This window comes from Caulobacter sp. CCG-8 (assembly GCF_037402475.1).
Lineage (GTDB): Bacteria > Pseudomonadota > Alphaproteobacteria > Caulobacterales > Caulobacteraceae > Caulobacter.
Window position 1 is genome coordinate 73,176 of the sequence record NZ_JBBEUD010000018.1, and the last position, 22,564, is coordinate 95,739.

A 22,564-nucleotide genomic window follows, 5' to 3' on the forward strand; every position below is an offset into this window, starting at 1 on the left:
TGGTTAACAGGCACACTTCTCCAACGTGTGTACCTAAGATTCGGCTGCACGTGGTTAACGCGCGTTAACGATTTGCATGGCTGATTGTCGCAGGCCATGAGAGGCGAATGGAGCTTCAAACCACCATCGCCGTCGCCGTCGCCGCCCTGCTGTTCGCCGTCTTCTGCGGCTGGCGCGGGGCCCGTCCGATCAATGTTTTAAAGGGCCCGCGCATGATGCCGTGGCGCCCGCTGATGGTGGCCGGCGCCGTCGTGGCCCTGCTGATGGCGGCCCATATCCTCAATCTGCTGGGGATGAAGACGGGCGACCCGCGCTACTAGGTCGCGGCCTTTTCGTCAGTCCGGAGACGCCGCCGGACGACAGCAGGCCGATGTCCGCAAGCAAAAAGGGTATGGCCCACTTGTGAGGCGCGGCAATGTAGCGCGGCTGCCAAACCGGATCGTACTTGTCCTTGTACCGCCGCACGCCCTGGAAATTGTAGATTTCCTCGCCGCGCTCGTAGAGCAGGCGGCCCACGCGCGACATGATCGGCGCCAGCGGGCGATCCTCCAGGCCGGCCAGCGGGGCCACCCCGAACTCGAACGCCTGGTAGCCCTGCTCCTTGCCCCAGCCCAGCAGCTCGACGAACAGGTAGTCCATCACGTTCTTGGGCGCGTCGTCGGAATAGCGCATCAGGTCCATCGAGAACGAGACCTTGTTGGCCGTCGTCCACAGGGTGGCGAAGGCGACGATCTGGTCCTCGACCCGCACCAGGGCGACCGGGAACTCGGCCACGTAGCGCTCGTCGAAGCCGCCCATCGAGAAGCCCTTCTCGCCGCCGGCGTGGTGGGCCAGCCAGGCGTCCGAGATCGTCTTCAGCGTGGGCATGATGGTGTGGACCTGGTCGGCGGGCAGGACCTCGAAGGCCGCCCCGCCCTCCCCGGCCTTGCGCCAGTTGCGCCGCAGGACCTCGCGACGTCGGCCGGCCAGCGAGAAGGCCTCCAGCGGCACCGCGGCGCTCTCGCCGGTCTTCTGGATGGCCAACCCTAAGTCGACGCTGTCGGGCAGGTCGGCGGGACCCAGGGCGTAGAAGCCGGCGCGGGCGGCGTGGGCGTCGGCCAGTTCGCGGAAGCGCCAGAACAGCTCCATGCGCTCGTCGTCGCGCCCGACCGGCGGCCCCATGGCGATCCACGAGCGGCCGCGCACGCCGAACATCAGGAAGCTCTCGCCCGAGGCCGAGAACAGGAAGCGCTTATCGCCCAGCAGGGCCAGGTTCGACGGCGGCTCGGCGCTCTCGGCCTTGGCCAGGATGGCGCGGACCCGGTCGAAGTCGGGGTCGGTGTCGTCCACCACCGGCGGCGTGGCGGGGGTGGCGATCAGCCGCCAGACGCCGATGGCCATCAGCACGATGGCGGCCGCGGCCGACGAACGGATGGCCCGGGCCACTTCGCGGTCGCCGATCGTCTTCATCACCGACTGCGAGGCGTATTCGGTGTGGGCGAAGGTCCACCAGCCGCACAGGGCCACCCCGACCAGGGCCGCCGCCGCCGACAGCAGCCAGCCGGGGGTGATCTCCATCCGCGTCAGGGCCGCCTTGCGGGGGAAGGCTTCGTGGAACGGCAGCATGGCCAGCATGATGCCGGTCAGGATCACCGTCTCTTCCCAGTTCAGCCCCTTGAACAGGGCCAGGATCGCGCCGCCGGCCAGGGCGAACAGCGCCGCCCACCAGGCCGCGTCCAGGCGCGAGCGCAGGCCGAAGGCCAGCAGGATCAGGACCAGGCCCAGGATCGACGAGACGAAGTGGCTGACCTCGATCAGCGGCCCGGGCGCGACGGCCACCCAGATCGCGAAGCGGGTCGGCTCGGACGGCGTCGCGCCCGAGGCCAGCAGCAGGATGCCGGCGCAGGCCGCCAGGATGGCCGACAGCGTCGGCGCTACGGCGAGGAAGGCTGGCCTCAGTTGCGGCGCGGACATCAAGACCCCTGATCGGCGAATCCCGGCGGGACACGTCATCGGTGTCCTCTATAGCGCGCCTCCCCTCGAATGGTCGCCCGCCGCGTGACGAACAGGCGTTTGAATCAGCTTGCCCCCGTCGATCCATGGCGTAGTCTGACGACCAAGGAAGCCAAATGGCGGCGCGGAAAAGCGCCGCGAGACACGACGAGACGAGGGAGAACGGCCATGGCGGATTTCGGCGGCGGCGACCTGGACGCCTTCAGGGCCGAGACGCGGTCCTGGCTGGAGGCCAACTACCCCGCGTCCCTGAACGCCCCGATGACCGAGGACGACGCACCCTGGGGCGGCAAGCGGTACAAGTGGAAGAACCCCGACGCCAAGCTGTGGCTGGACCGCATGGCCGAGCGCGGCTGGACCGCCCCGATGTGGCCCAGGGAATACGGCGGCGGCGGCCTGTCCAAGGCCCAGAACAAGGTGCTGGAGCAGGAGCTGCGCCGCATCAAGGCCCGCCCCGCCCTGATGAGCTTCGGCATCTGGATGCTGGGCCCGGTGCTGCTGGAATACGCCACCGAGGAACAGAAGAAGCGTTTCCTGCCCGAGATCGTGCGCGGCGAGACCCGCTGGTGCCAGGGCTACAGCGAGCCGGGCGCGGGCTCCGACCTCGCCAGCCTTCAGACCAAGTGCGAGGACAAGGGCGACCACTGGCTGATCAACGGCCAGAAGGTGTGGACCAGCTACGCCGACCAGGCCGACTGGATCTTCTGCCTGGTGCGCACCGACACCACCAAGAAGCACGAGGGCATCTCGTTCGTGCTGTTCGACATGACCTCGCCCGGGGTCGAGGCGCGGCCGATCAAGCTGATCAGCGGCTCCTCGCCGTTCTGCGAGACCTTCTTCGACAATGTGAAGGTCCCCAAGGAACAGCTGGTGGGCAAGGTCAACGGCGGCTGGGACATCGCCAAGCGGCTGCTGCAGTACGAGCGCCAGAACATCTCGGCCTCGGGCTTCGGCGGCGGCGGCGGGCTGGACCTGGTCGAGGCGGCCAAGAAGGAGGTCGGGGTCGACGCCCAGGGCCGCCTGGCCGACGGCGACCTGCGGGCCCGCATCGCCCATCACCGCATGGACGCCCACGCCTTCATGCTGACCGTGCGCCGGGCCGAGGCGGAGTCCAAGCAGGGCTCGGGCCCCAGCGCCGCCGTCTCGATCATCAAGTACGCCGCCGCCAAGATGAACCAGGAGCGCACCGAGCTGTTGGTCGAGGCCCTGGGCCTGCAGGGCCTGGGCTGGGAGGGCGAAGGCTTCGCCAAGGACGAACTGGCCGTCCCGCGCGCCATGCTGCGCGCCAAGGGCAACTCGATCGAGGGCGGCACCAGCGAGGTGAACCTCAACGTGGTGGCCAAGCGCGTCCTCGGGCTGCTGGACCATCAATAGAGCCATGATCGAGTTCTGGTACGAATTCGGCAGCACCTACAGCTACCCAGCCGCCATGCGCGTCGAGCGCCTGGCCCAGGCGGCGGGTGTGGCCGTGGCCTGGCGACCGTTCCTGCTGGGGCCGCTGTTCCATGACCAGCAGGGCCTGAACGACAGCCCGTTCAACGCCTTCCCGGTCAAGGGCGACTACATGTGGCGCGACCTGCAGCGGGTCTGCGACCTGGAGGGCCTGCCGCTGGTCCATCCCAGCCAGTTCCCGCGCAACGGGCTGCTGGCCGCGCGCGTCGCCATCGTCGGGCTGGAGGACGGGTGGACGCCGGCCTTCAGCCGCGCGGTCTACCAGGCCAATTTCGTCGACGACCACGACATCTCCAGACCCGAGGTGCTGGCCCCGCTGATCGCCTCGGTCGGCGCGGGTCCCGACGAGGTGCTGGCCGCGGCCGCCACCGATCCGATCAAGGCCCGCCTGAAGGACCACGTCCGCCAGGCCCGGGAGCGCGGCCTGTTCGGCGCGCCCTCGTTCGTCACCGCCGACGGCGAGCTCTTCTGGGGCAACGACCGTCTCGAACAGGCCCTGGACTGGGCCGTCCGTCATCAGAACTTTGAACATTCCATTGGGGAGCAAGCCTGACATGGCCGTCCTGACCGAAGAACAGACCATGCTGCGCGACGCCGCCAAAGGCTGGACGCAGGACAGCGCGCCCGTCGCCGCCCTGCGCAAGCTGCGCGACGGCGGCTCCAAGCAGAGCTTCGATCCGGCCGCCTGGAGCGAGATGGGCGCCATGGGCTGGGCCGGGGTGATCGTGCCGGAAGACTTCGACGGCTCGGCCTTCGGCTATCTGGGCCTGGGCCTGATCCTCGAGGAGACCGGTCGCAACCTGGTGGCCTCTCCCCTGCTCTCCACCGCCATGGTCGGCGCTTCGGCCCTGGCGCTGGGCGGCTCGGACGCCCAGAAGGCCGCCTGGCTGCCGAAGATCGCCACGGGCGAGGCGGTGGCCACCCTGGCGATCGACGAGGGCGCGCACCACGCCCCGCTCAACACCACGCTGACAGCGAAGGAAGGCGGCGCCGGCTTCGTCCTGAACGGCTCCAAGACGTTCGTGCTGGACGGCGAGGCCGCCGACCTGCTGATCGTCGCGGCCCGCACCTCGGGCGCGGCCGGCGACAGCGACGGCCTCACCCTGTTCCTCGTGCCGGGCGACGCCAAGGGCGTCACCCGCAAGCATCTGGCCCTGATCGACAGCCGGGGCGCCGCCGAAATCGCCTTCGACAAGGTCGAGGTCGGTGCCGATGCGGTCCTGGGCGAGGTCGGCAAGGGCTGGGCGATCCTGGAGCCGGTGCTGGACCGCGCCTATGCCGGCCTGGCCGCCGAGATGCTGGGCACGGCCACCGCCGCCTTCGAGATCACCCTGGACTACATCAAGACCCGCACCCAGTTCGGCCAGGTGATCGGCACGTTCCAGGCCCTGCAGCACCGCGCCGCCAAGCTGTTCACCGACCTGGAGACCACCCGTTCCTGCGTCGAGGCCGCCCTCGAAGCCGCCGACGCCGGCGGCGACACCCGCCTGCTGGCCTCGCTGGCCAAGGCCAAGGCGTCCGAGGTCCTGCACCTGGCGTCCAACGAGATGGTCCAGATGCACGGCGGCATCGGCATGACCGACGCTCACGACGCCGGCCTCTACATGAAGCGCGCTCGCGTCGCCGAAGCCCTGTTCGGCTCGGCCTCGTTCCACCGCGACCGCTACGCGCGGCTGTCCGGCTTCTAGGCTTAGCCCTAGGAACCGCTGTTCCCCACGACGGTTCTTCCTGCTCCCCGCACAGGAAGAACCGTCATGAGCACCGATCCAAACGACAAGGCCGCCGTCGAGAAACGCCTCTGGAAGGAGCTGGACCACACCCGGTTCGGCATGCTGGGCCTGACGGACAGCCACCAGCACTTCCAGCCGATGACCGCCTTCGCCGAGCCCGAGCACGGCCAGATCTGGTTCTTCACCAAGGACGACACCGACCTGGCCAAGAGCGCCGGCGGTGGAGCCCAGGCCATGTTCATCGTCCAGGCCAAGGACCAGGACTTCCAGGCCTGCATCGGCGGCGTGCTGTCCACGGCCCGCGACACCGCCCGCATCGACAAGTACTGGAATCCCATGGTCGCGGCCTGGTTTCCGGACGGCAAGGACGACCCGTCCCTGACCCTGCTGCGGCTGGACGCCAAGGACGCCGAGCTGTGGATCTCAAAGGGCGGCGCGATCCGCTTCGCCTGGGAGACCGCCAAGGCCAACCTGACCGACAGCACCCCCGATCTGGGCGACAAGGTTCACGTCAACCTGGGCTGAGGTCGGCTCTCACCGTCCTCGGGAAGCAAAGGTTCCGGATGTTGGAACCCGGCAAAAGTTCAGCCAAACCCCAACCCGGGTACACGGCGCCGGGCTCTCCAACTATTCCTGCAATGTCGGGTTCCCGACGCAATCAATAGCACTTTGGGAACCCCGGATAAGGGTTCTGCATTTGTGTCGGCTACTCGACAACATCGGGCCAGCTTCCAACCTATAGCTTCGAAACTCTACCGCATGCCGGTGATTGATTCGCCCGACGGGACCGCCGCACCCTTGAAAAATCGCCTGCTCGCCGCCCTGCCGTCCGAGGATTTCGGGCTGATCGCGCCCCATCTCACCCACCACGAGTTGGAAAAGGGCCGGCACCTGTGCGATCCGGGCGATCCGATCGAGGTGGTCTACTTCCCCCACGACTGCGTCATCTCGCTGATGACGCTGATGGAGAACGGCGCGGCGATCGAGTCCGCGCCGGTGGGCCGCGAAGGCGCCCTGGGCCTGATGGCCGCCGTGGCGCCGCGCCAGTCGCTGGTGCGGGCCATCGTCCAGGCCCCCGGCTTCGCCTCGCGGATCAACGCCACGGCCCTGCACGAGGCCTGGAGCCGCAGCGCCGCCCTGCGCGACCTGGTCGACCGCCACAACGAGGCGCTGTTCGGCCATGCGATCCAGTCGGTGGCCTGCAACGCCCTGCACGGCGTGGAGGCCCGCTTCTGCCGCTGGCTGCTGTCGTGCCGCGACCGCATCGACGGCGACACCATCAACCTGACCCAGGAATTCCTCGCCGACATGCTGGGCGTCCAGCGCACCACGGTCACGGCGGTGGCCGGCTCGCTGCAGGCCAAGGGCCTGATCCGCTATCGCCGCGGGGTGGTCGACATCCTGGATCGCGCGGGCCTGGAAGCCATCACCTGCGAATGCTACGCCGCCGTGCGGCGCGGCTACGAGCGCCTGCTGCCGCTTCCCTTCGGCTGAAGCCTCCCCATCTCCACCGCGTTGGAGAGGAGGCCCGCATGATCGTCCGCAACTGGCATGGCCGCGTACCCGCGTCGCTGAGCGACCGCTATCTGGCCCTGATGCGCGAGGTCGCCCTGCCCGACTACAAGTCCACGCCCGGCAACCTGGGCGCCTGGTGCCTGACCCGGCCCGAGGGCGAGGTCGTGCACTTCGAGATGCTGACCTTCTGGAGCGATCTGGACGCGATCAAGCGCTTCGCCGGCGAGGACTTCGAGCACGCCAAGTACTACGACTTCGACGCCGAGTTCCTGCTCGAGCAGGAACCCTTCGTGCGGCACTATCAGGCGGTGAGCGAGTAAAAGTCCGCTCTTCCCGGCGAATGCCGGGATCCAGATCCTATGGCGGAGAGGATGATTGGAGGGGCTCGGCGCCATTGGCGTCAGCCTCGCAGTCATTCCATCTGGGTCCCGGCATTCGCCGGGATGAGCGGCTTTCTATTACCGCTTACTACTACCGCTTGCGCGTCGGGAACGGCGCGTGGGCCAGGCGCAGCAGATTGGCCGCGCCGGGCGCGCCGAACGGGGTGCCGGCGACGATCAGCACGCGCTCGCCCGGTCCGACCAGGTCCAACTCCACGGCCTTGGCGACGGCGTCCGAGGTGACCACCTCCAGGCTGTCGGGCTGGCCGCTGACGCGGGCCTCCACGCCCCAGACCAGGCACATGCGGCGCACGGCCTCGACGCGGGGCGACAGGGCCAGCACGGGCTGCAGCGGCCGCTCGCGCGACAGGCGGCGGGCGGTGGCGCCGGTGGTGGTGAAGGCCACCAGGCACTTGGTCGAACCGGCCTTGGCGGCCTGGGCCGCGGCCACGACCAGGACGTCGGCGTCCTCGTCGTTGTGCGGCTGCTCGGCCTGCATCAGCTCGGGCCAGCGCGGATCGCGCTCCACCCGCTCGATGATGCGGCTCATCATCGTCACGGCCTCTTCCGGATAGTCGCCGGCGGCGCTCTCGGCCGACAGCATGACCGCGTCGGCGCCTTCGTAGACCGCATTGGCCACGTCCGAGGCCTCGGCCCGGGTCGGGGTCGGCGAGCTGGTCATCGACTCCAGCATCTGGGTGGCGACGATCACCGGAATGCCGCGCTCGCGGGCGGCGCGCAGGATGACCTTCTGGGCCACCGGCACCTCCTCCGGGGCCATCTCGACGCCCAGGTCGCCGCGAGCCACCATCACGCCGTCGCACAGGTCGAGGATCGGGCCCAGCACTTCCAGCGCCTGGGGCTTCTCGATCTTGGCCAGGACGGCGGCGCGGCCTTCGACGATGCGGCGCAGCTCGGCCATGTCCTCGGGGGCCTGCACGAACGACAGGGCGATCCAGTCGACGCCCAGGCGCAGGGCGAAGGCCAGATCCTCGCGGTCCTTCGGCGTCAGGGGCGACATCGGAATCACGACGTCCGGCACCGCCACGCCCTTGCGTTCCGACAGCTTGCCGCCGTTGACGACCGTGGTGTTGGCGTAGCCGGGGCCGGCGTCGGTCACCGTCATCCGCAGCTTGCCGTCGTCCAGCAGCAGGGTCGCGCCGGGACGCATGGCCACCAGGATCTCGGGGTGCGGCAGGTGCACCCGCGTCTCGTCGCCCGGCTTGGGGTCGTCGTCGAAGCGGAAGGCCTGACCGGCCTTCAGCGTCACGGGGCCGTCGGCGAACTTGCCCACGCGCAGCTTCGGCCCCTGCAGATCGGCCAGGATGCCCAGCGGCCGGTCGACCACCTTCTCGGCGGCGCGGATCGCGTCGTACGAGGCCTTGTGGTTCTCGTGGCTGCCGTGGCTGAAGTTCAGGCGGAAGACGTCGGCTCCGGCCTTGGCCAGTCTCACAATCATCTCATGCGAGCTGCTGGCCGGACCGATGGTGGCGACGATGCGGGAGCGGCGCGCGCGGATCATGAAGCTGCTCCGGAGAGGCTAGATTATGCTGCGATGCGGCAAGAAAATGCCGCAAAGCGGAAAGGATTTGCTCAGGGCGAACGTCATTCCCGAATTTCGCGCCTGACAACGTTGTCTAGCGCCAAGGGTTCGGATTCGCCACCGATGACTTAGCGTCAACCACCAAGCCTTTCCACCTTGAAGACCTCTGAACGTCGAGGTCACCCCATTTTAAACGCCTGGAGCGACTTCCGATCCATGGGGCGCGTGGAAAACCCTAGCCGATGGGGCCGGTGGACTCGCGGACCACCAGTTCGAAATCCAGCAGGCGCGAGGGCGGCGCCCCGTCGCCTTCGGCCTGGGTCGCGCCGCCCAGCAGCAGGTCGGCGGCGGCGGCGGCCATGGCCTGGATCGGCTGGCGCACGGTGGTCAGTTGCGGCCAGACCACCTTGGCGCCCGGCGTGTCGTCGAAGCCGGCCACCGACAGGGTCTGGGGCACTTCCAGGCGCAGGCGGTTGGCCACCGCCATCACGCCCAGGGCCATGTCGTCGTTGGAGGCGAAGATCGCCGTGGGACGGTCGGGGCGGTCCAGCAGCCGCTCGGCCGCCTCGAAGCCCGAGCGGAACGAGAACCAGCCCTGCTCCACATGGTCCTCGCGCACGGCGTGGCCGTGCTCCTTCATCGCCGCCGCATAGCCCTCGTAGCGCAGGTGCGAGGCGCCGTGCTCGGGGTGGCCCTTGATGAAGCCGATGTCGGTGTGGCCCAGGCTGATCAGGTGGGCCGTCATCTCGTAAGCGGCGCGCACGTCGTCCATGCGCACGCTGGCCGAACGGCCCAGGTCCTGGTCGGGCGACAGGCGCACATAAGGCACGCCTTCGGCCTCCAGCACGTCCAGCACCGCGGCGTTGTCGCAGACGGGCGGGGTCAGGATCACGCCGTCCATGCGCAGGGTGTGCAGCATCGGCTCGACCTGGGCCGCCACGTCGCCGGTGGAGTCCAGCGGCTCGACGATCAGGTGGTAACCCTCCTCGCGGCAGCGGGCGATCGCGCCCAGCTGGACGTCGGTCACATAGGCCGGGCTCGGGTTGTCGAAGAACACGCCGATCAGATAGGCCTTCGACCCCGCCAGGCTGCGGGCCGAGATGTTGGGCCGGTAGTTCAGGGCCGCGACGGCTTCCTGCACCCGCACGCGGGTGTCGTTCTTCACGTTCGGCTCGCGGTTCAGCACCCGCGAAACGGTCTTGATCGATACGCCCGACAGACGGGCGACCTCGTGGATCGTAACCTTGGAACTCAAGACAGCCGGCCTCGCGAAGCGTCGAAAATCGACAAGCGACGCAATAAAGGCATGACAGCCTTGTCAAGGCGAGCCCACTTCACGCGGAAAACTCGCCCCGAGGGATAAGAAACGCGGCTCAAGGGGCGGAAAGCCCCCTTAAGGCCTTAGGAAATGGCCGCCTTGCCGTCCGGGGTCATGGCCACGGCCGCCCCGATCAGGGCGGTGTGGGGGTTCATCACCACGTGGGTCGGGATGGCGCGGGTGTAGTCGCTGAGGCGGCCCTTCGACTCGAATCGGCTGCGGAACTCGCCCTTCTCCAGCAGATCGACGATCCGCGGCGCGATGCCGCCGGCGATGAACACCCCGCCCCGGGCGCCCAGGGCCAGGGCCAGGTCGCCGGCCGCCGAACCCAGGATGGCGCAGAAGCGGTCGATGGTGACCTTGCAGCACTCGTCGCCGGCCACGCCGTGCTCGGTGATCTGCTTGGCCGTCAGTTCCTCGGCCTTGCGGCCCTCCACCTCGGCCAGGATGACGTGCAGGTCCTCCATGCCCGGACCCGACAGGATGCGCTCGATCGAGCAGCGGCCGAACCGCTTGTTCAGCGCACGGAGGATCTCGATCTCGACGTCGTCGAACGGCGCGAAGGCGATGTGGCCGCCCTCGGTGGTCAGGGGCGTCTCGACGCCGTGGCGGCGCACCATGCCCGCCGCGCCGAAGCCGGTGCCGGGGCCGATGATCGCCAGGTCGCCCTCGCCCGAGGTCTGGTGCGGACCGATCTGGCGCAGGTCCTTGGGCGCCAGGCGCGGGGCGGCCAGGGCCTGGGCCGTGAAGTCGTTGATCAGCTTGGCCGAGCGGAAGCCGCCCGCCCGGCGCAGGCTGTCTTCCGACAGCTTCCAGTCGCTGTTGGTGAAGTGCACCGAGCCGTGCTCGATCGGACCGGCGACGGCCACCACCGCCTGGTCGGCGTGCTTGAGGCCCATCTTGGCCAGATAGGCTTCGACCGCGTCCTCGGCCTGACCGTAGTCCTCGCCCTTGTACGAGGTCGGCTCGATCAGCTTGGGGTCGGCCCCGTCGAAATCGACCAGGGCGAACCGCGCGTTGGTTCCGCCGATATCGCCGACCAGGCCAAGCCCGATGGAGTTCAAGCCGCTCATCTTCGTCTTCTTCCTAAGCAAACAGCACGGAGCCGCCGTGGTCGGCCGCGCCGACCCCCGCCCGCATCCAGCCGAACAATTCCCGCCCAAAGCCCGGCTTGGACGCCGGGACGCTCGCCGGCGTGCGAGCGCGCAAGACCGCCTCGTCCACCAGGATTTTCAGTTCGCCCGTGTGGGCGTTCAGGGAGATCACGTCGCCGTCCTGGACATAGGCCAGGGCGCCGCCCTTGGCGGCTTCGGGCGTGACGTGGATGGCCGCCGGGGTCTTGCCCGAAGCGCCCGACATCCGGCCGTCGGTGACCAGGGCCACCTTGAAGCCGCGGTCCAGCAGCACAGAGATCGACGGCGACAGGTTGTGCAGCTCAGGCATGCCGTTGGCCGACGGCCCCTGGAAGCGGACCACCACGACCACGTCGCGGTCCAGCTCGCCGCGCTTGAAGGCGGCGATGAAGTCTTCCTGTTCCTGGAACACGGCGGCCGGAGCGGTGATCACCTGATGCTCGGGCTTCACGGCCGAGACCTTGATCACGCCGCGCCCCAGGTTGCCGGTCAGCAGGCGCAGGCCGCCTTCCGGGCTGAACGGATCCGAAGCCGGGCGCAGGATGTTGAGGTCCAGCGACTCCTCGGCGCCCTCGCGCCAGGACAGCTCGCCGTCCACCAGGACCGGCTCCTGGGTGTAGCGTGACAGGCCGGGGCCGGCGACGGTCAGGACGTCCTCGTGGGCCAGGCCCGCCTTCAGCAGTTCCCTGACCACGAAGTGGATGCCGCCGGCGGCGTGGAACTGGTTCACGTCGGCCGAGCCGTTCGGATAGACCTTGGCCAGCAGCGGCGTGTTCTTCGAGATGTCGTCCAGGTCTTCCAGCGTCAGGATGATGCCGGCCGCGTGGGCCATGGCCACCAGGTGCAGGGCCAGGTTGGTCGAGCCGCCGGTGGCCATCAGGCCAACCACGCCGTTGACCACGGCCTTCTCGTCGATGATCCGGCCCACGGGCAGCCAGTCGTTGCCCTTGTGGGTGATGGCGGCCACCCGCTTGGCGGCTTCCTTGACCAGGGCCGTGCGCAGCGGGGTGTGCGGATGGACGAAGGCCGAGCCCGGCAGGTGCAGGCCCATCAGCTCCATCAGCATCTGGTTGGTGTTGGCCGTGCCGTAGAAGGTGCAGGTGCCCGGGCCGTGGTAGCTGGCGCTCTCGGCGGCCAGCAGTTCCTCGCGGCCGACCTTGCCCTCGGCGTAGAGGGCGCGGATGCGCGCCTTCTCCGAGTTGGGCAGGCCCGAGGTCATCGGACCGGCGGGGACAAACACCGCCGGCAGGTGGCTGAAGGTCAGGGCGCCGATCAGCAGGCCCGGCACGATCTTGTCGCAGACGCCCAGATACAGCGCGCCGTCGAAGGCGTCGTGGGTCAGGGCGATGCCCGTGGCCATGGCGATCACGTCGCGCGAGAACAGCGACAGCTCCATGCCCGGACGGCCCTGGGTGACGCCGTCGCACATGGCCGGCACGCCGCCGGCGAACTGGGCGGTGGCCCCGACCTCGCGCGCGGCTTCCTTGATCAGCGCCGGATACTCCTCCAGCGGCTGGTGGGCCGACAGCATGTCGTTATAGGCCGAGACGATGCCCAGGTTGGGGGCGTTGACGTCCAGGGCGCGGACCTTGTCCACCGCCGGCGAGGCGGCGAAGGCGTGGGCCCAGTTGGCGCAGCTGAGCTTGGCGCGGCCCGGCTGGGCGGCCGCGGCGGCGTCCAGATTGGCCAGATAGGTCGCGCGGCTGTCGCGGCTGCGCTCGATGATCCGGGCGGTGACTTCGGCGATGACGGGGTTCAAGGCGACCATGGTGCTACTCCGCCCACAGGATACGGACCGGGGCGCGGTCCTGGTTCAGGATGGCGGCGATCGGCAGGCTTGGATCGACCGGGCCTTCGAGCAACGTCTTCTTGGCGCCGCCGGTGATCAGCAGGACGATCAGCGACGACCGGATCAACGCCTGGAAGGTCAGGCTGATCCGGGGCAGGTCCGGCGCCGGCTGGCCGGCCGGCACCGCGATGACGGTGCGCGCCGACTTGGGGTCCAGGCCTTCCGCCAACTTCGGGTTGCCCGGGAACAGCGAGGCGAAGTGGCCGTCGGGGCCCACGCCCAGCAGGGTGACGCCGAACGGCAGGATCGCGGCGACCCCGGCCTCGGCCTTGGCCGCCACCGCGTCCTGGGCGACGCCGTCGAAGAACAGCGGCGCGAAGCCGGCCTTGGCCGCCTCCCCTTGCAGCAGGTGCCGGCGGACCAGGCCCTCGTTGCTGCTGGGGTCGGTCGGCGGCACGAACCGCTCGTCGGTCAGGGTGACCACGACCTTGTCCCAGGGAACCGTCATGGTCGCCAGCCGGTCATAGACCGGCGCCGGCGTCGAGCCGCCGGTGGCCGCGAACCCGGCCTGGCCGCGCTTGGCCACGGCGTCGGTCAGGGCCGAAGCCACGACCGAGGCGGCGGCGTCGTACAGCGCCTCGCGGGTCGGGAAGGCCTCGATCTTGGGAAGGGTCATCGTCTCCACGCCTATTCGTTCCAGGCCCGGCCCTGCGGCGAGATCAGCGCGTTGGCGCCGTGCGGGCCCCAGGTGCCGGCGGCGTAGGGCGCCGGTTCGATCTTGGCCTCGGCCCAGGCGGCCGACACGCCGTCCACGAACTTCCAGGCCTGCTCGACCTCGTCGCGGCGCACGAACAGGGTGCGGTCGCCGCGGAACACGTCCAGCAGCAGCTTCTCGTAGGCGATCCGGCGGCGGCTGCCGGCCGAGCTCATGGCCAGGGACAGCGGCAGGGACTGCAGTCGCATGCCCTCTTCCGACAGGCCCGGACGCTTGGTCATCACGGTCAGCGAGATGTCCTCGTCCGGCTGCAGGTCGATGACCAGGCGATTGGCCTTGGTCTCGGCCTGGGCGGCGGCGCCGAAGATGTTGTGCGGCACGGGCTTGAACTGGACGACGATCTGGGTGCGGCGGTCGGGCAGGTTCTTGCCGGTCCGCAGGAAGAACGGCACGCCGGCCCAGCGCCAGTTGTCGATGTCGACCTTCATGGCCACGAAGGTCTCGGTCTTGGAGGCCTTGCCGACCTCTTCCAGATAGCCTTCGCGGGCCGTGCCCTCGACCACGCCGGCCACGTACTGGCCGCGCACGGTGTCGTGGGCGACATTGGCCTTGGTGAAGGGCCGCAGGGACCGCAGCACCTTGACCTTCTCGTCGCGGACGGCGTCCGGATCGAAGCCCGACGGGGCCTCCATGGCCACCAGGCAGAGTAGCTGCAGCAGATGGTTCTGCAGCATGTCGCGCAGCGCGCCGTACTCGTCGTAATAGGGCCAGCGCTCGCCGACCTTCTCGGTCTCGGCGATGGTGATCTGCACGTGGTCGATGTGCTTGTTGTCCCACAGGGGCTCGAACAGCACGTTGCCGAAGCGCAGGGCGGTCAGGTTCTGGACCGTCTCCTTGCCCAGATAGTGGTCGATGCGGAAGATCTGGCTCTCGTCGACCACCGCGCCGACCGCGCCGTTGATCACGCACGAGCTGGCGAAGTCCTTGCCGATCGGCTTTTCCAGCACCAGCCGGGTCTTCGGACCGGTCAGGTCGGCCGCCTGCAGGGCGGTGCAGACCGAGCCGTACAGGCTGGGCGACAGGGCGAAATAGACCACCAGGTCGCCGTGCTTGCCGACCTTCTCGGCCAGGGCCTTGGCGCCCTCTTCCTTGGTGATGTCGACCGACAGGTAGTCCAGGCGGGCGGCCAGACGATTCCAGGCCGATTCCTCGACGGTGGCGCGCTTGCCCAGCTGCTCGCGGACCAGCTTGCGGTAGCTGTCGGGGGTGTGGTCGTGACGGGCCAGGCCGATGATCCGCAGGTCATGCGGCAGGAGGCGGTCGACTTCGAGAAAGTACAGCGAAGGCAACAACATACGCAGCGCCAGGTCGCCCGCGCCGCCCAGCAGCACCAGCACTTCTCGACCCGCTTGGTCGGCGTTCGTCTCTTTGGTCAATGCTTCCACCCTATGACAACGTTGTCATGACACGCCCGTCGGAGCAATGCAAGCGGCCTCCGGAAAGTCGGTGTCGACCTTCCGACAGGACCGCGCGCGCGGCGACTAACTAAGGGGTTTGGGGCGCCGCCGCCAGAAGACCAATCGCTTTTCGCGCGCGAAGGTTCACCTCTGGGCAGGCGAAACGCGGCCGCCTCGGCAAGAGGCGACCGCGCGGACAGGGTGGAACGGTGGAATCGCCCCTAGAGGCCGTAGGAGGCCAGCAGCTTCACGCTCAGACGCATCGCATCCGGGGGCGCTTCGCTGCGCTCGTTCACGTCCTTGGCGAACGCCTGGAACGTGGGCAGGTCGATCAGGACGCCGGCGTCGTCCTCGCTGAGATTGACGAACAGGTGGACGAAGTCGACGCCGTCGCGGAACAGCGCGTAGGCGACGTTGTCGGGCCGGACGGTCTTAAGTTCCTCGAACACCTTGAGCGACAGCGCCTCGTTCTCGTCGGCGCGATCCGGCTTGGCGGCGTAGCGCACCAGTGTAACCCTCTGCATGATCCTTGGTCCTTGGCTTGGAACGGCGCGGGATGCGGCCGTCATGGGCAAAGGACGCGGCGGCGGCCGCGAAGGATTCGGTCGAAAAAAGATTCCCGGGGCCGCGAATCCTTTGGCGCTCACCGGACGTCTTGGGGATGAGGCCGCCGTTCGGGCCGGCGCGGGAGAACGAGACATGGCCGACGGCAACCTGGGCCCCGAGGCGTTCAGCCAGCTGATGGCCGAGCTGCGCCCCAGCCTGCATCGCTACTGCGCGCGCATGGTCGGCTCGGCCTTCGAGGGCGAGGACGTGGTGCAGGAGGCCCTGACCAAGGCGGCGATCGCCTTCCCGTCGGCCGAGCCGATCGAGCGCCCTGACCGCTGGCTGTTCCGCATCGCCCACAACACGGCCCTCGACGCCCTGCGCGCCCGCAAGCGCCAGGCCACCTTCGACGAGGCGTTCGAGGAGATCGTCGACCCGGCCGCCGCCGCCGACGCCCGGGTGGCGGCCACCGCCAGCCTGGCGGTGCTGCTGCGCCTGCCCGTCGCCCAGCGCTCGTGCGTGGCGCTGATCGACGTGCTGGGCCACTCGGCGGACGAGACCGCCCAGTTGCTGGACCTGACCCTGGCCGCGACCAAGGCCGCCCTGCATCGCGGCCGCGAGCGCCTGAAGGGCCTGGCCGAGGCGCCGGATGCGTCCCCTCCCCGCCTGGACGCCGCCGAGCGCGACCGCCTGCGGGCCTATGCCGACCGCTTCAACGCCCGCGACTTCGACGCCTTGCGCGCCCTGCTCAGCGAGGACGTCCGGCTGGACCTGGCCAATCGCCGCCGCCTGGACGGCCGCACGGACGTGTCGATGTACTTCACGCACTACGGCAATACGACCGGCTGGTGGCTCGAGCCCGGCCTGGCCGAGGGCCGCCCCGCCCTGCTGGTGCGGGCCGCGCCGGGCGCGCCGCTCCGCTACGTGGTGCTGCTGGACTGGCGGGACGGCGAGATCGCCAGGATCCAGGATTACTTCTACGCGCCGTACGTGGCCGAGAGCCTGGCGATCGCGTGACCGGCCAGGGGATAGGACGCTATCGGGCCATTTCCGACAGGCACAGCTCTTCGCTGACCGCGTCGTTGATCAGGCGGTAGGTCACTGAATAGCGTGGACACGCGCTTGGCGACGGCGGAGGCTGGTTACGCGTCCGATAATGGGTGTTGGGCACTAGCGGTCGCACGCGCTGGGCCGACAACAAGACGTGGATCGTCGGCTCCCCGTGCTCCACGACGCCATAGTAGAGCCGGTGATAGGCCGCGCGGGGTCCGAAGCCGGTCGAGGCGTACCGCGGATCGGCCTGAAAGCGGTCCAAGGCGGCGTCCGCCTTGGCCACATAGGCGTCGCTTGGTCGCCACGAGCTCCACCACACGAACGACGGCTTGCCGCCGCAGGCGCTCAGCATTGTCGCGGCCGCGACGAGCAGCACGGTCTGGAATCTCATGACGCCCCCCGACATATCGATCGCAACCAGCCTAGCCAAAGGCGCGATCTCCACAATGGCGGAGGTATAGCCTAGGCTGGCTTCCTGCTGGCCTGGGCCCGGAAGCGATCCTTCATCTTGGCCACCCAGCCGTTGAAGGCCTCGTTGTCGGCGGTGACCTTGCTGAAGTCGCTGCTGGACAGGCTGCCCGGGTCGGCGCCGGCCAGGGCCACGCGCAGGCCGTCGGGATTGCGGGCGTTCTCGACGAAGCCGCCGTAGCGCTGGCGCAGGCGGCCCAGCGAGGCGTCGTCGTCGGCCAGGCTGAAGGCCACGGCCGAACGCAGCAGCTTGGACTCGTCGGCGGGGCTCAGGATGCCCGGCGTCTTCCAGCGGTCGCCCAGCGAACGCTCGTACAGCGCGCCGGCCTGGGGCCAGGTGTGTTGCTTCCAGGCGATCTCGGCGCGGACGTCCTCGGCGTCGCGGGTCTTGTCGGCCTCGATCACCTCCAGCGCCGCGTCGTAGCGGCCCAGGCCCATCAGGGCGCGGGCGGTGGCCAGGCGGCGCTCGGCGTTGAGGGCCGGCGGCAGGATGGTGGTGCGGGTGGCGTTGATGGTGTCCAGCGCCGTCTCGGGCTTGCGGTCCATCAGGTAGATCCAGGCCAGGTCGGTGGCGACCTGGGCCTTGGGCACGCCGTTCAGGCGGTTGTCGACCTGGTACTTGAGCAGCTTGGCGGCCTCGTCCAGAAGGTCGACGTCGACCAGGCGGCGCACCAGGTTGCGGACCATCTGGTCGCCGTCGGCGCCGATCGGGGTCAGGTCCTGGAAGTCGTAGAACAGGCCCACCGCCTGGATCGGCTGCATGCCGTCGGCCAGGCCGTCCAGGAACAGGGCGCGGAAGGCGCCGTTCAGGTCGTTGCGCAGGGCCACGGCCTGCGGCAGGTCGGACTGCACGTTGTTGGCCGAGTGCAGGACCTCCAGCGCCTCGCGATAGCGGCCCTGCTTGATCTGCAGCTGACCCAGGGCGCGGATGGTGTCCAGCTCGACCCCGTCGCCGCGCCAGCGGAAGCGCAGGGCGTCCAGGCCCTTGGCGGCGACGTCGGCGCTGATCTGGTTCTTGGCCAGGCGCAGCTGGATGGCGTGCAGGGTGGCCGGCGCGGCCAGGCGGTCGATGCCGCACTTGGAAATGGCCTGGAACACCGGCAGCGCCCGGGCGTCGTTCTTGGCCTCGAAAGCCTTGGCCAGGGTCAGGCGCAGCTCCAGCTGGTCCTCGACCGGGATGTTGGGCAGCTTCAGGGCCTGGTTGATCAGGCGGATGGCGGTCTCGGGCGCGCCGACGCCCACGGCCGCCTCGGCCTGGGCGCCCAGGAAGCGGGCCTGCCACAGGGCCGGGAACATGTTCAGGGCCCGCGCGCCCTCGACGAACCGCTGGTTGGCGTCGGTCCACTGGCCGGTCTTGCTGGCGATATAGCCGCGCCACAGGGCGGCCGAGGGGTCGTCGGTCAGCACGGGCGATGAGAAGTCGGCCTCGGCCTCGGCGTAGCGGCGCGCCATCACCTTGGCCACGCCGCGCAGTCCGCGGAACTCGCCGTCGCCCATCAGGGTCTGGTGCGCGCGGCCGGCGGCGTTCAGCACGCCGATGGCCTCGAACGACAGGTTCGAGCCGACCAGGAAGCGGGCCAAGGCCATGCGGGCGGCGGTGTCGTCGCCCTTGCCGTCGGGGCCGCCCGCGGCGGGGATCGCGCCCAGCAGGGCGTCGTAGCGGGCGATGAAGCCGCCCGACCCGGTCTTGGACCAGTGCTCGGGATCGATCAGGGCCGGCATCGACATGGCCTGAGGCGCGCCGGCCCCGGCGTCGGCCTGGGCCTGGCCGCTGGACGTCGAGGACAGCAGGAGACCCTTGGGTCGGCCCATGCGCACGATGTCGCCGTCGGCGCTCATCTGCAGGTCGCCGGAATAGCTTTCCACCGCCAGGCCGGTGGCCGACTGCAGCAGGGCCATCTCGACATAGTCGCGGCGCGACGGCAGGCCCTTGGACGGGGCCAGGGCCGTGGCGACGCCGATGCGGTCGCCGACGGCCGGGTCGCCGACCCAGACGATCCTGGTGGTGCCGGCCACGGTGGCGGTCAGGGTGGCCGGGCTGGCGTTGTCGTCGCGGGCCACGTGGACCAGGTCAGGCGCGTCCTGGCTGCCCGCGCCCAAGGCGATCGTCCAGTTGGAGCCGACGCCCTCGGCGTAGAACGGCGCGCCCTGCGGTGTGCTGATGCGCAGCGCCGCGTAATCGGGGCCCTTGAAGGCCTGGATGTTGCGGTATTGCGGCGTGCTGACGGGCAGCTTGCCGATGTCCAGCCGGGCGGGCGCGTCGAACACCACCCAGACGGCCTCGCCGCGCCGGAACACGGCCGCCCCGGCCGGGTTGGCCCAGTCGAAGCTGAGCTGGACCTGGCCCGAGACCTTGGAGAACTTGACCGGCACGACGCCGCCGGCCGGCATCGGGTTGGGACGCTGAGCGACCACGGGCGCGGCGGCCGCCGGCGCCGGAGCGGGCGCCTGGCGGGCGAACAGGTTGATGAAGTCGTCGCCGTCGGCGTTGCCGGCCCGGAAGTCGGCGTCGTCGCTCAGCGCGACCACGATCTCGACTACGCCGCCGACATGGCGCGCCTGGGCGCCCTTCACCCAGCGCGGCGGACCGACGTTCAGGGACGACAGGTTGGGATTGGCGTCGCGCGGGAAGCGCAGGACGACGGCCGTGCCTTCGCGATGGGCCTGCATGCCGCGCGAGCCCGGGAATTCCAGCCGCGTGAAGTCGGGGGCCTGGGCGATGCGGACCTGGAGGCCGGCGGGCGCGGCCGGAGCCGGCTTGGCGGCGGGCTTGCGCGCGGCCGCCTTGCGGGGCGCGGGCTTATGCTGGGCGGACTTCGAGACGTGACGCGGCGCGGCCGAGATCGACACCGACGGGGTCGCGACCCCGAGGATGCAGATCGCCGCGACGGTCGATCTCAGGATCCCCCCCAGCTTCATGCCCCCGCTTCCGTTCCTGTCCTATCCGGCCTTCTTGCCGCCGGCCAAGGGCGGCGCGGCCGCCGCCTGGGCCGAGGGATCGGCGGCGGGCTTGTCGGCGGCGGCCAGGGCGGCGCGCTGCTTGGCGATGGCGTCGGCCGACAAGCGGTTGGCCAGGCGCTCGGTCAGGATCTTGGCGTCGCCGGGCGACATGTTGGCCAGGATCATGCTGAGCGTGCGCTCCTTCATCTTCGAGGCGATCGGCAGGCGCACGCTGTCGTCCAGCACGCTCATGCGAGCGGCGGCGTCCTTGGGCTTCATGGCCGAATAGACCAGCACCATGCGGTTGGCCTCGGCTTCCTTCTGGGCGTCGGCCTGGCCCAGCAGGCCCTGGATCTCGCCCTTCATGCCGTTCAGCGCCTTCATCTTGGCGTCGAGCTTGGCCTCGGCGGCGGCCAGCAGCTGCAGCTGGACGTCGATGTCCTGCTCGCGCTGGTCCAGCTGCCCGCGGCGCTGACCCAGGCTCTGCAGCACGCGCAGTTCGGCCGGCGACAGGCCGGCTTCCTTGGCCAGTTCGCTGGACGACGGCGCGCAGACCGCCGGAGGCGCGGCCTTGGCGGCGGCGTCCTTGCCGGCGTCGGCGGCCGAGGCGGTCTTGTCGCCGTCCTTGGCGTCAGGCTTGGCCACGCCCTCGGCGAAGGCCTTGGCGCCGCTGATCATGTCCGGCAGGGATTTCGCGCCGGCCAGGGCGTTGACGGCCAGCACGCCGACCACGGCGACCCCGACGATCGGCAGGATGCGCGGAACATTTTTCATCGACGGCCCCTAAAGGTCGAACCGGGGCGCGGCGGATCTTCCGGGCCCTCGAACAAGTCATCATCTATTCGCGCCCGTGAACGCGGGGTTTCCTTTGACGCGGAAGGGCGCGCGGCGGAAGGCGGCGGGGCGTCGCGGGGGATGCGGGCCTCGCGGTCCAGCAGCTTCTCGAAGTCCTCGGCCCGCAGGCGGCGTTGGCTTTGCGGCTCCGGCTCGGGTTCGGGTGCGCGCATCGGACGCGGCTCGGCGGCCAAACGTTGTTCGACAGAATGGCGCGGCTCGGCCGACAGACGCCGCTCGACGGCGGCGCGGCCCGTCGCGGCGGGCGGCGGCGTGATCATCGGCTGGTTCAGGCGCTCGTCCAGCTGGGCCGCCAGGGCGTGGGCCTTGGCGATGCGGTCGCCCAGGGTGTCGGCGGCTTCGTCCGTGGCGGCGCGCAGGTCGGCCAGGCCCTGCTCGGCGCGCATGGCGGCGCGGTCGAGGTCGGCCACGGCCTTGGCGAAGCCCTCGTGGCTGTCGCGCAGGGCCTTCAGCCGGCGCTCCAGGCGCATGCCGTAGCCCAGCGCCACCACCAGCAGCACCGCGAGCAGACCGTTGAGGACGATGGCCGTCAGACTCATTTCAGCTTCTGAACCGCCTTCTTGGCCGCCGGGGTCAGGGGCGCGTCGGCGCGCACGGCGATCGAGTGGTTGCGGCGGCCCATGCGCCCGCGGGTCAGCGGGATGGAGCCGGCGCGCAGCTCCACCGGGCTGTCGGGCGTGGCGTTTAGCATCAGGGTGTCGCCCACCTGCAGGTTCAGCACCTTGGACAACGGCAGTTGCTGCTCGTCGAGCACGGCGCGCACCTCCATCTGGGTGGTCCAGAGTTCGGTGGCCAAGTGGCCTTCCCAGATGTTGTCGCGGCCGAACTTCTCGCCCATGAACTGCTGCAGCAGCATCTTCCGGATGGGTTCGAGGGTCGCATAGGGCAGCAGAAGCTCGATTCTGCCGCCGCGGTCTTCCATGTCGATCCGAAGCTTCACAAGAATCGCGGCGTTGGCCGGCCGGGCGATGGCGGCGAAGCGCGGATTGGTCTCCAGGCGGTCCAGGCTGAACGACACCGGATGCAGGGGCTCGAACGCCGCCTTGGCGTCGTGCAGCACCACCTCGACCATCCGCTGCACCAGCACCCGCTCGATGGTGGTGTAGGGACGGCCCTCGATGCGCATGGCCGCGGTGCCGCGACGGCCGCCCAGCAGCACGTCGACGATCGAGTAGATCAGGTTGGAGTCGACCGTCAGCAGGCCGTAGTTGTCCAGTTCCTCGGCCCGGAACACCGCCAGGATGGCCGGCAGCGGGATCGAGTTCAGATAGTCGCCGAAGCGGATCGAGCTGATGTTGTCGAGGCTGACCTCGACGTTGTCGGACGTGAAGTTCCGCAGGGACGTCGTCATCAACCGCACCAGGCGGTCGAAGACGATTTCCAGCATCGGCAGGCGCTCGTACGAGACCAGCGCCGAGTTGATGATCGCGCGGATGCCGGTGCGGTCGTCGTTGCCGTCGCCGGACATGTCGAAGCCCAGCAGGCTGTCGATCTCGTCCTGGTTCAGGATGCGCTCGGCGCCCATCCCGTCGCCGCCGCCGTCGTCCCAGCCGCCCATGCCGCCGCTGAAGTCGCCAAACTCGTTGCCGCCGGCCTCGCCGCCGAAGTCGTTCGGCGGATTCTCCGAGGCCCACTGGGCCATCGCGGCCTGATCGTCGATTTCGTCAGCCATGTCGGT

General features: G+C 69.6%; 21 protein-coding genes. 8 read left to right on the forward strand and 13 right to left on the reverse strand.

Translation table 11 applies throughout. The annotated features are described in order from the left end of the window. Window positions 1–107: 107 nt before the first annotated feature. Window positions 108–320: a hypothetical protein gene (locus tag WAE60_RS17505; protein WP_029916117.1), complete on the forward strand. Its 213-nt coding sequence runs from the start codon at window positions 108–110 to the stop codon at window positions 318–320. On the opposite strand, the gene WAE60_RS17510 is transcribed toward WAE60_RS17505, so the two are convergent. Continuing rightward, a complete protein-coding gene (locus WAE60_RS17510; protein ID WP_337687701.1) occupies window positions 280–1,953 on the reverse strand; it encodes a bifunctional lysylphosphatidylglycerol flippase/synthetase MprF in 1,674 nt (557 codons plus the stop codon). The genes WAE60_RS17505 and WAE60_RS17510 overlap by 41 nt on opposite strands. Window positions 1,954–2,160: 207 nt before the next feature. Here WAE60_RS17510 and WAE60_RS17515 point away from each other — a divergent pair, with 207 nt between their 5' ends. From WAE60_RS17515 to WAE60_RS17540, 6 genes are all read left to right on the forward strand, one after another. Continuing rightward, a complete protein-coding gene (locus WAE60_RS17515; RefSeq protein ID WP_337687702.1) occupies window positions 2,161–3,366 on the forward strand; it encodes an acyl-CoA dehydrogenase family protein in 1,206 nt (401 codons plus the stop codon). A 4-nt stretch (window positions 3,367–3,370) separates the two neighbouring features. Next, window positions 3,371–3,997, forward strand: coding sequence for a 2-hydroxychromene-2-carboxylate isomerase (locus WAE60_RS17520; protein WP_337687703.1), 627 nt, complete (start codon window positions 3,371–3,373; stop codon window positions 3,995–3,997). A 1-nt stretch (window position 3,998) separates the two neighbouring features. Continuing rightward, a complete protein-coding gene (locus tag WAE60_RS17525) occupies window positions 3,999–5,132 on the forward strand; it encodes an acyl-CoA dehydrogenase family protein (RefSeq protein WP_029916113.1) in 1,134 nt (377 codons plus the stop codon). Between the two features lie 66 nt (window positions 5,133–5,198). Further along, window positions 5,199–5,699: a pyridoxamine 5'-phosphate oxidase family protein gene (locus WAE60_RS17530; protein ID WP_337687704.1), complete on the forward strand. Its 501-nt coding sequence runs from the start codon at window positions 5,199–5,201 to the stop codon at window positions 5,697–5,699. A 234-nt stretch (window positions 5,700–5,933) separates the two neighbouring features. Continuing rightward, a complete protein-coding gene (locus WAE60_RS17535; protein WP_231499532.1) occupies window positions 5,934–6,668 on the forward strand; it encodes a Crp/Fnr family transcriptional regulator in 735 nt (244 codons plus the stop codon). 38 nt (window positions 6,669–6,706) lie between these two features. Beyond that, window positions 6,707–7,009 carry a hypothetical protein gene (locus WAE60_RS17540; protein ID WP_029916110.1) on the forward strand — a complete coding sequence of 101 codons (303 nt, stop codon included), beginning with the start codon at window positions 6,707–6,709 and terminating at the stop codon, window positions 7,007–7,009. A gap of 151 nt (window positions 7,010–7,160) precedes the next feature. Here WAE60_RS17540 and pyk read toward each other — a convergent pair whose 3' ends face one another. The 7 genes from pyk to WAE60_RS17575 form a co-directional block, all read right to left on the reverse strand. Further along, complete coding sequence (pyk, locus tag WAE60_RS17545) at window positions 7,161–8,591, reverse strand: pyruvate kinase (RefSeq protein ID WP_029916108.1); 1,431 nt, start codon at window positions 8,589–8,591, stop codon at window positions 7,161–7,163. 256 nt (window positions 8,592–8,847) lie between these two features. Continuing rightward, a complete protein-coding gene (locus WAE60_RS17550) occupies window positions 8,848–9,867 on the reverse strand; it encodes a LacI family DNA-binding transcriptional regulator (protein ID WP_029916106.1) in 1,020 nt (339 codons plus the stop codon). 146 nt (window positions 9,868–10,013) lie between these two features. Beyond that, the gene (glk, locus tag WAE60_RS17555) at window positions 10,014–11,003 is read right to left on the reverse strand and encodes a glucokinase (RefSeq protein WP_029916104.1); all 990 of its coding nucleotides are present in this window, start codon (window positions 11,001–11,003) and stop codon (window positions 10,014–10,016) included. A gap of 13 nt (window positions 11,004–11,016) precedes the next feature. Beyond that, complete coding sequence (gene edd, locus WAE60_RS17560; protein WP_029916102.1) at window positions 11,017–12,831, reverse strand: phosphogluconate dehydratase; 1,815 nt, start codon at window positions 12,829–12,831, stop codon at window positions 11,017–11,019. A 4-nt stretch (window positions 12,832–12,835) separates the two neighbouring features. Beyond that, window positions 12,836–13,528 carry a 6-phosphogluconolactonase gene (gene pgl / locus WAE60_RS17565; protein ID WP_337687705.1) on the reverse strand — a complete coding sequence of 231 codons (693 nt, stop codon included), beginning with the start codon at window positions 13,526–13,528 and terminating at the stop codon, window positions 12,836–12,838. 11 nt (window positions 13,529–13,539) lie between these two features. Continuing rightward, window positions 13,540–15,003 (reverse strand): glucose-6-phosphate dehydrogenase, encoded by a 1,464-nt coding sequence (zwf, locus tag WAE60_RS17570; RefSeq protein ID WP_337687706.1) that lies wholly within the window; start codon window positions 15,001–15,003, stop codon window positions 13,540–13,542. 242 nt (window positions 15,004–15,245) lie between these two features. Then, window positions 15,246–15,548 carry a hypothetical protein gene (locus tag WAE60_RS17575; protein WP_029916097.1) on the reverse strand — a complete coding sequence of 101 codons (303 nt, stop codon included), beginning with the start codon at window positions 15,546–15,548 and terminating at the stop codon, window positions 15,246–15,248. 175 nt (window positions 15,549–15,723) lie between these two features. Here WAE60_RS17575 and WAE60_RS17580 point away from each other — a divergent pair, with 175 nt between their 5' ends. After that, on the forward strand, window positions 15,724–16,587 hold the full coding sequence (locus WAE60_RS17580) for a sigma-70 family RNA polymerase sigma factor (protein ID WP_337687707.1): 864 nt from the start codon (window positions 15,724–15,726) through the stop codon (window positions 16,585–16,587). A gap of 19 nt (window positions 16,588–16,606) precedes the next feature. On the opposite strand, the gene WAE60_RS17585 is transcribed toward WAE60_RS17580, so the two are convergent. From WAE60_RS17585 to fliM, 5 genes are all read right to left on the reverse strand, one after another. Further along, window positions 16,607–17,014, reverse strand: coding sequence for a hypothetical protein (locus WAE60_RS17585; protein ID WP_337687708.1), 408 nt, complete (start codon window positions 17,012–17,014; stop codon window positions 16,607–16,609). Window positions 17,015–17,085: 71 nt separating this feature from the next. Continuing rightward, entirely contained in the window at window positions 17,086–20,010 is a 2,925-nt protein-coding gene (locus tag WAE60_RS17590; RefSeq protein WP_029916092.1) for an endoglucanase, read from the reverse strand. Between the two features lie 21 nt (window positions 20,011–20,031). Further along, entirely contained in the window at window positions 20,032–20,805 is a 774-nt protein-coding gene (locus tag WAE60_RS17595; protein WP_337687709.1) for a MotE family protein, read from the reverse strand. Next, complete coding sequence (locus WAE60_RS17600) at window positions 20,802–21,425, reverse strand: DUF6468 domain-containing protein (RefSeq protein WP_337687710.1); 624 nt, start codon at window positions 21,423–21,425, stop codon at window positions 20,802–20,804. The genes WAE60_RS17595 and WAE60_RS17600 overlap by 4 nt, the downstream gene beginning before the upstream one ends. Then, window positions 21,422–22,558: a flagellar motor switch protein FliM gene (gene fliM / locus WAE60_RS17605; RefSeq protein WP_029916085.1), complete on the reverse strand. Its 1,137-nt coding sequence runs from the start codon at window positions 22,556–22,558 to the stop codon at window positions 21,422–21,424. The genes WAE60_RS17600 and fliM overlap by 4 nt, the downstream gene beginning before the upstream one ends. Window positions 22,559–22,564 lie beyond the last annotated feature (6 nt).

Coding starts and splice junctions, on each gene's coding strand:
- WAE60_RS17505 (WP_029916117.1), top strand. CDS start 108: ATGGAGCTTCAAACCACCATCGCCGTCGCCGTCGCCGCCCTGCTGTTC.
- WAE60_RS17510 (WP_337687701.1), bottom strand. CDS start 1,953: ATGTCCGCGCCGCAACTGAGGCCAGCCTTCCTCGCCGTAGCGCCGACG.
- WAE60_RS17515 (WP_337687702.1), top strand. CDS start 2,161: ATGGCGGATTTCGGCGGCGGCGACCTGGACGCCTTCAGGGCCGAGACG.
- WAE60_RS17520 (WP_337687703.1), top strand. CDS start 3,371: ATGATCGAGTTCTGGTACGAATTCGGCAGCACCTACAGCTACCCAGCC.
- WAE60_RS17525 (WP_029916113.1), top strand. CDS start 3,999: ATGGCCGTCCTGACCGAAGAACAGACCATGCTGCGCGACGCCGCCAAA.
- WAE60_RS17530 (WP_337687704.1), top strand. CDS start 5,199: ATGAGCACCGATCCAAACGACAAGGCCGCCGTCGAGAAACGCCTCTGG.
- WAE60_RS17535 (WP_231499532.1), top strand. CDS start 5,934: ATGCCGGTGATTGATTCGCCCGACGGGACCGCCGCACCCTTGAAAAAT.
- WAE60_RS17540 (WP_029916110.1), top strand. CDS start 6,707: ATGATCGTCCGCAACTGGCATGGCCGCGTACCCGCGTCGCTGAGCGAC.
- pyk (WP_029916108.1), bottom strand. CDS start 8,591: ATGATCCGCGCGCGCCGCTCCCGCATCGTCGCCACCATCGGTCCGGCC.
- glk (WP_029916104.1), bottom strand. CDS start 11,003: ATGAGCGGCTTGAACTCCATCGGGCTTGGCCTGGTCGGCGATATCGGC.
- edd (WP_029916102.1), bottom strand. CDS start 12,831: ATGGTCGCCTTGAACCCCGTCATCGCCGAAGTCACCGCCCGGATCATC.
- pgl (WP_337687705.1), bottom strand. CDS start 13,528: ATGACCCTTCCCAAGATCGAGGCCTTCCCGACCCGCGAGGCGCTGTAC.
- WAE60_RS17575 (WP_029916097.1), bottom strand. CDS start 15,548: ATGCAGAGGGTTACACTGGTGCGCTACGCCGCCAAGCCGGATCGCGCC.
- WAE60_RS17580 (WP_337687707.1), top strand. CDS start 15,724: ATGGCCGACGGCAACCTGGGCCCCGAGGCGTTCAGCCAGCTGATGGCC.
- WAE60_RS17585 (WP_337687708.1), bottom strand. CDS start 17,014: ATGAGATTCCAGACCGTGCTGCTCGTCGCGGCCGCGACAATGCTGAGC.
- WAE60_RS17590 (WP_029916092.1), bottom strand. CDS start 20,010: ATGAAGCTGGGGGGGATCCTGAGATCGACCGTCGCGGCGATCTGCATC.
- WAE60_RS17595 (WP_337687709.1), bottom strand. CDS start 20,805: ATGAAAAATGTTCCGCGCATCCTGCCGATCGTCGGGGTCGCCGTGGTC.
- WAE60_RS17600 (WP_337687710.1), bottom strand. CDS start 21,425: ATGAGTCTGACGGCCATCGTCCTCAACGGTCTGCTCGCGGTGCTGCTG.
- fliM (WP_029916085.1), bottom strand. CDS start 22,558: ATGGCTGACGAAATCGACGATCAGGCCGCGATGGCCCAGTGGGCCTCG.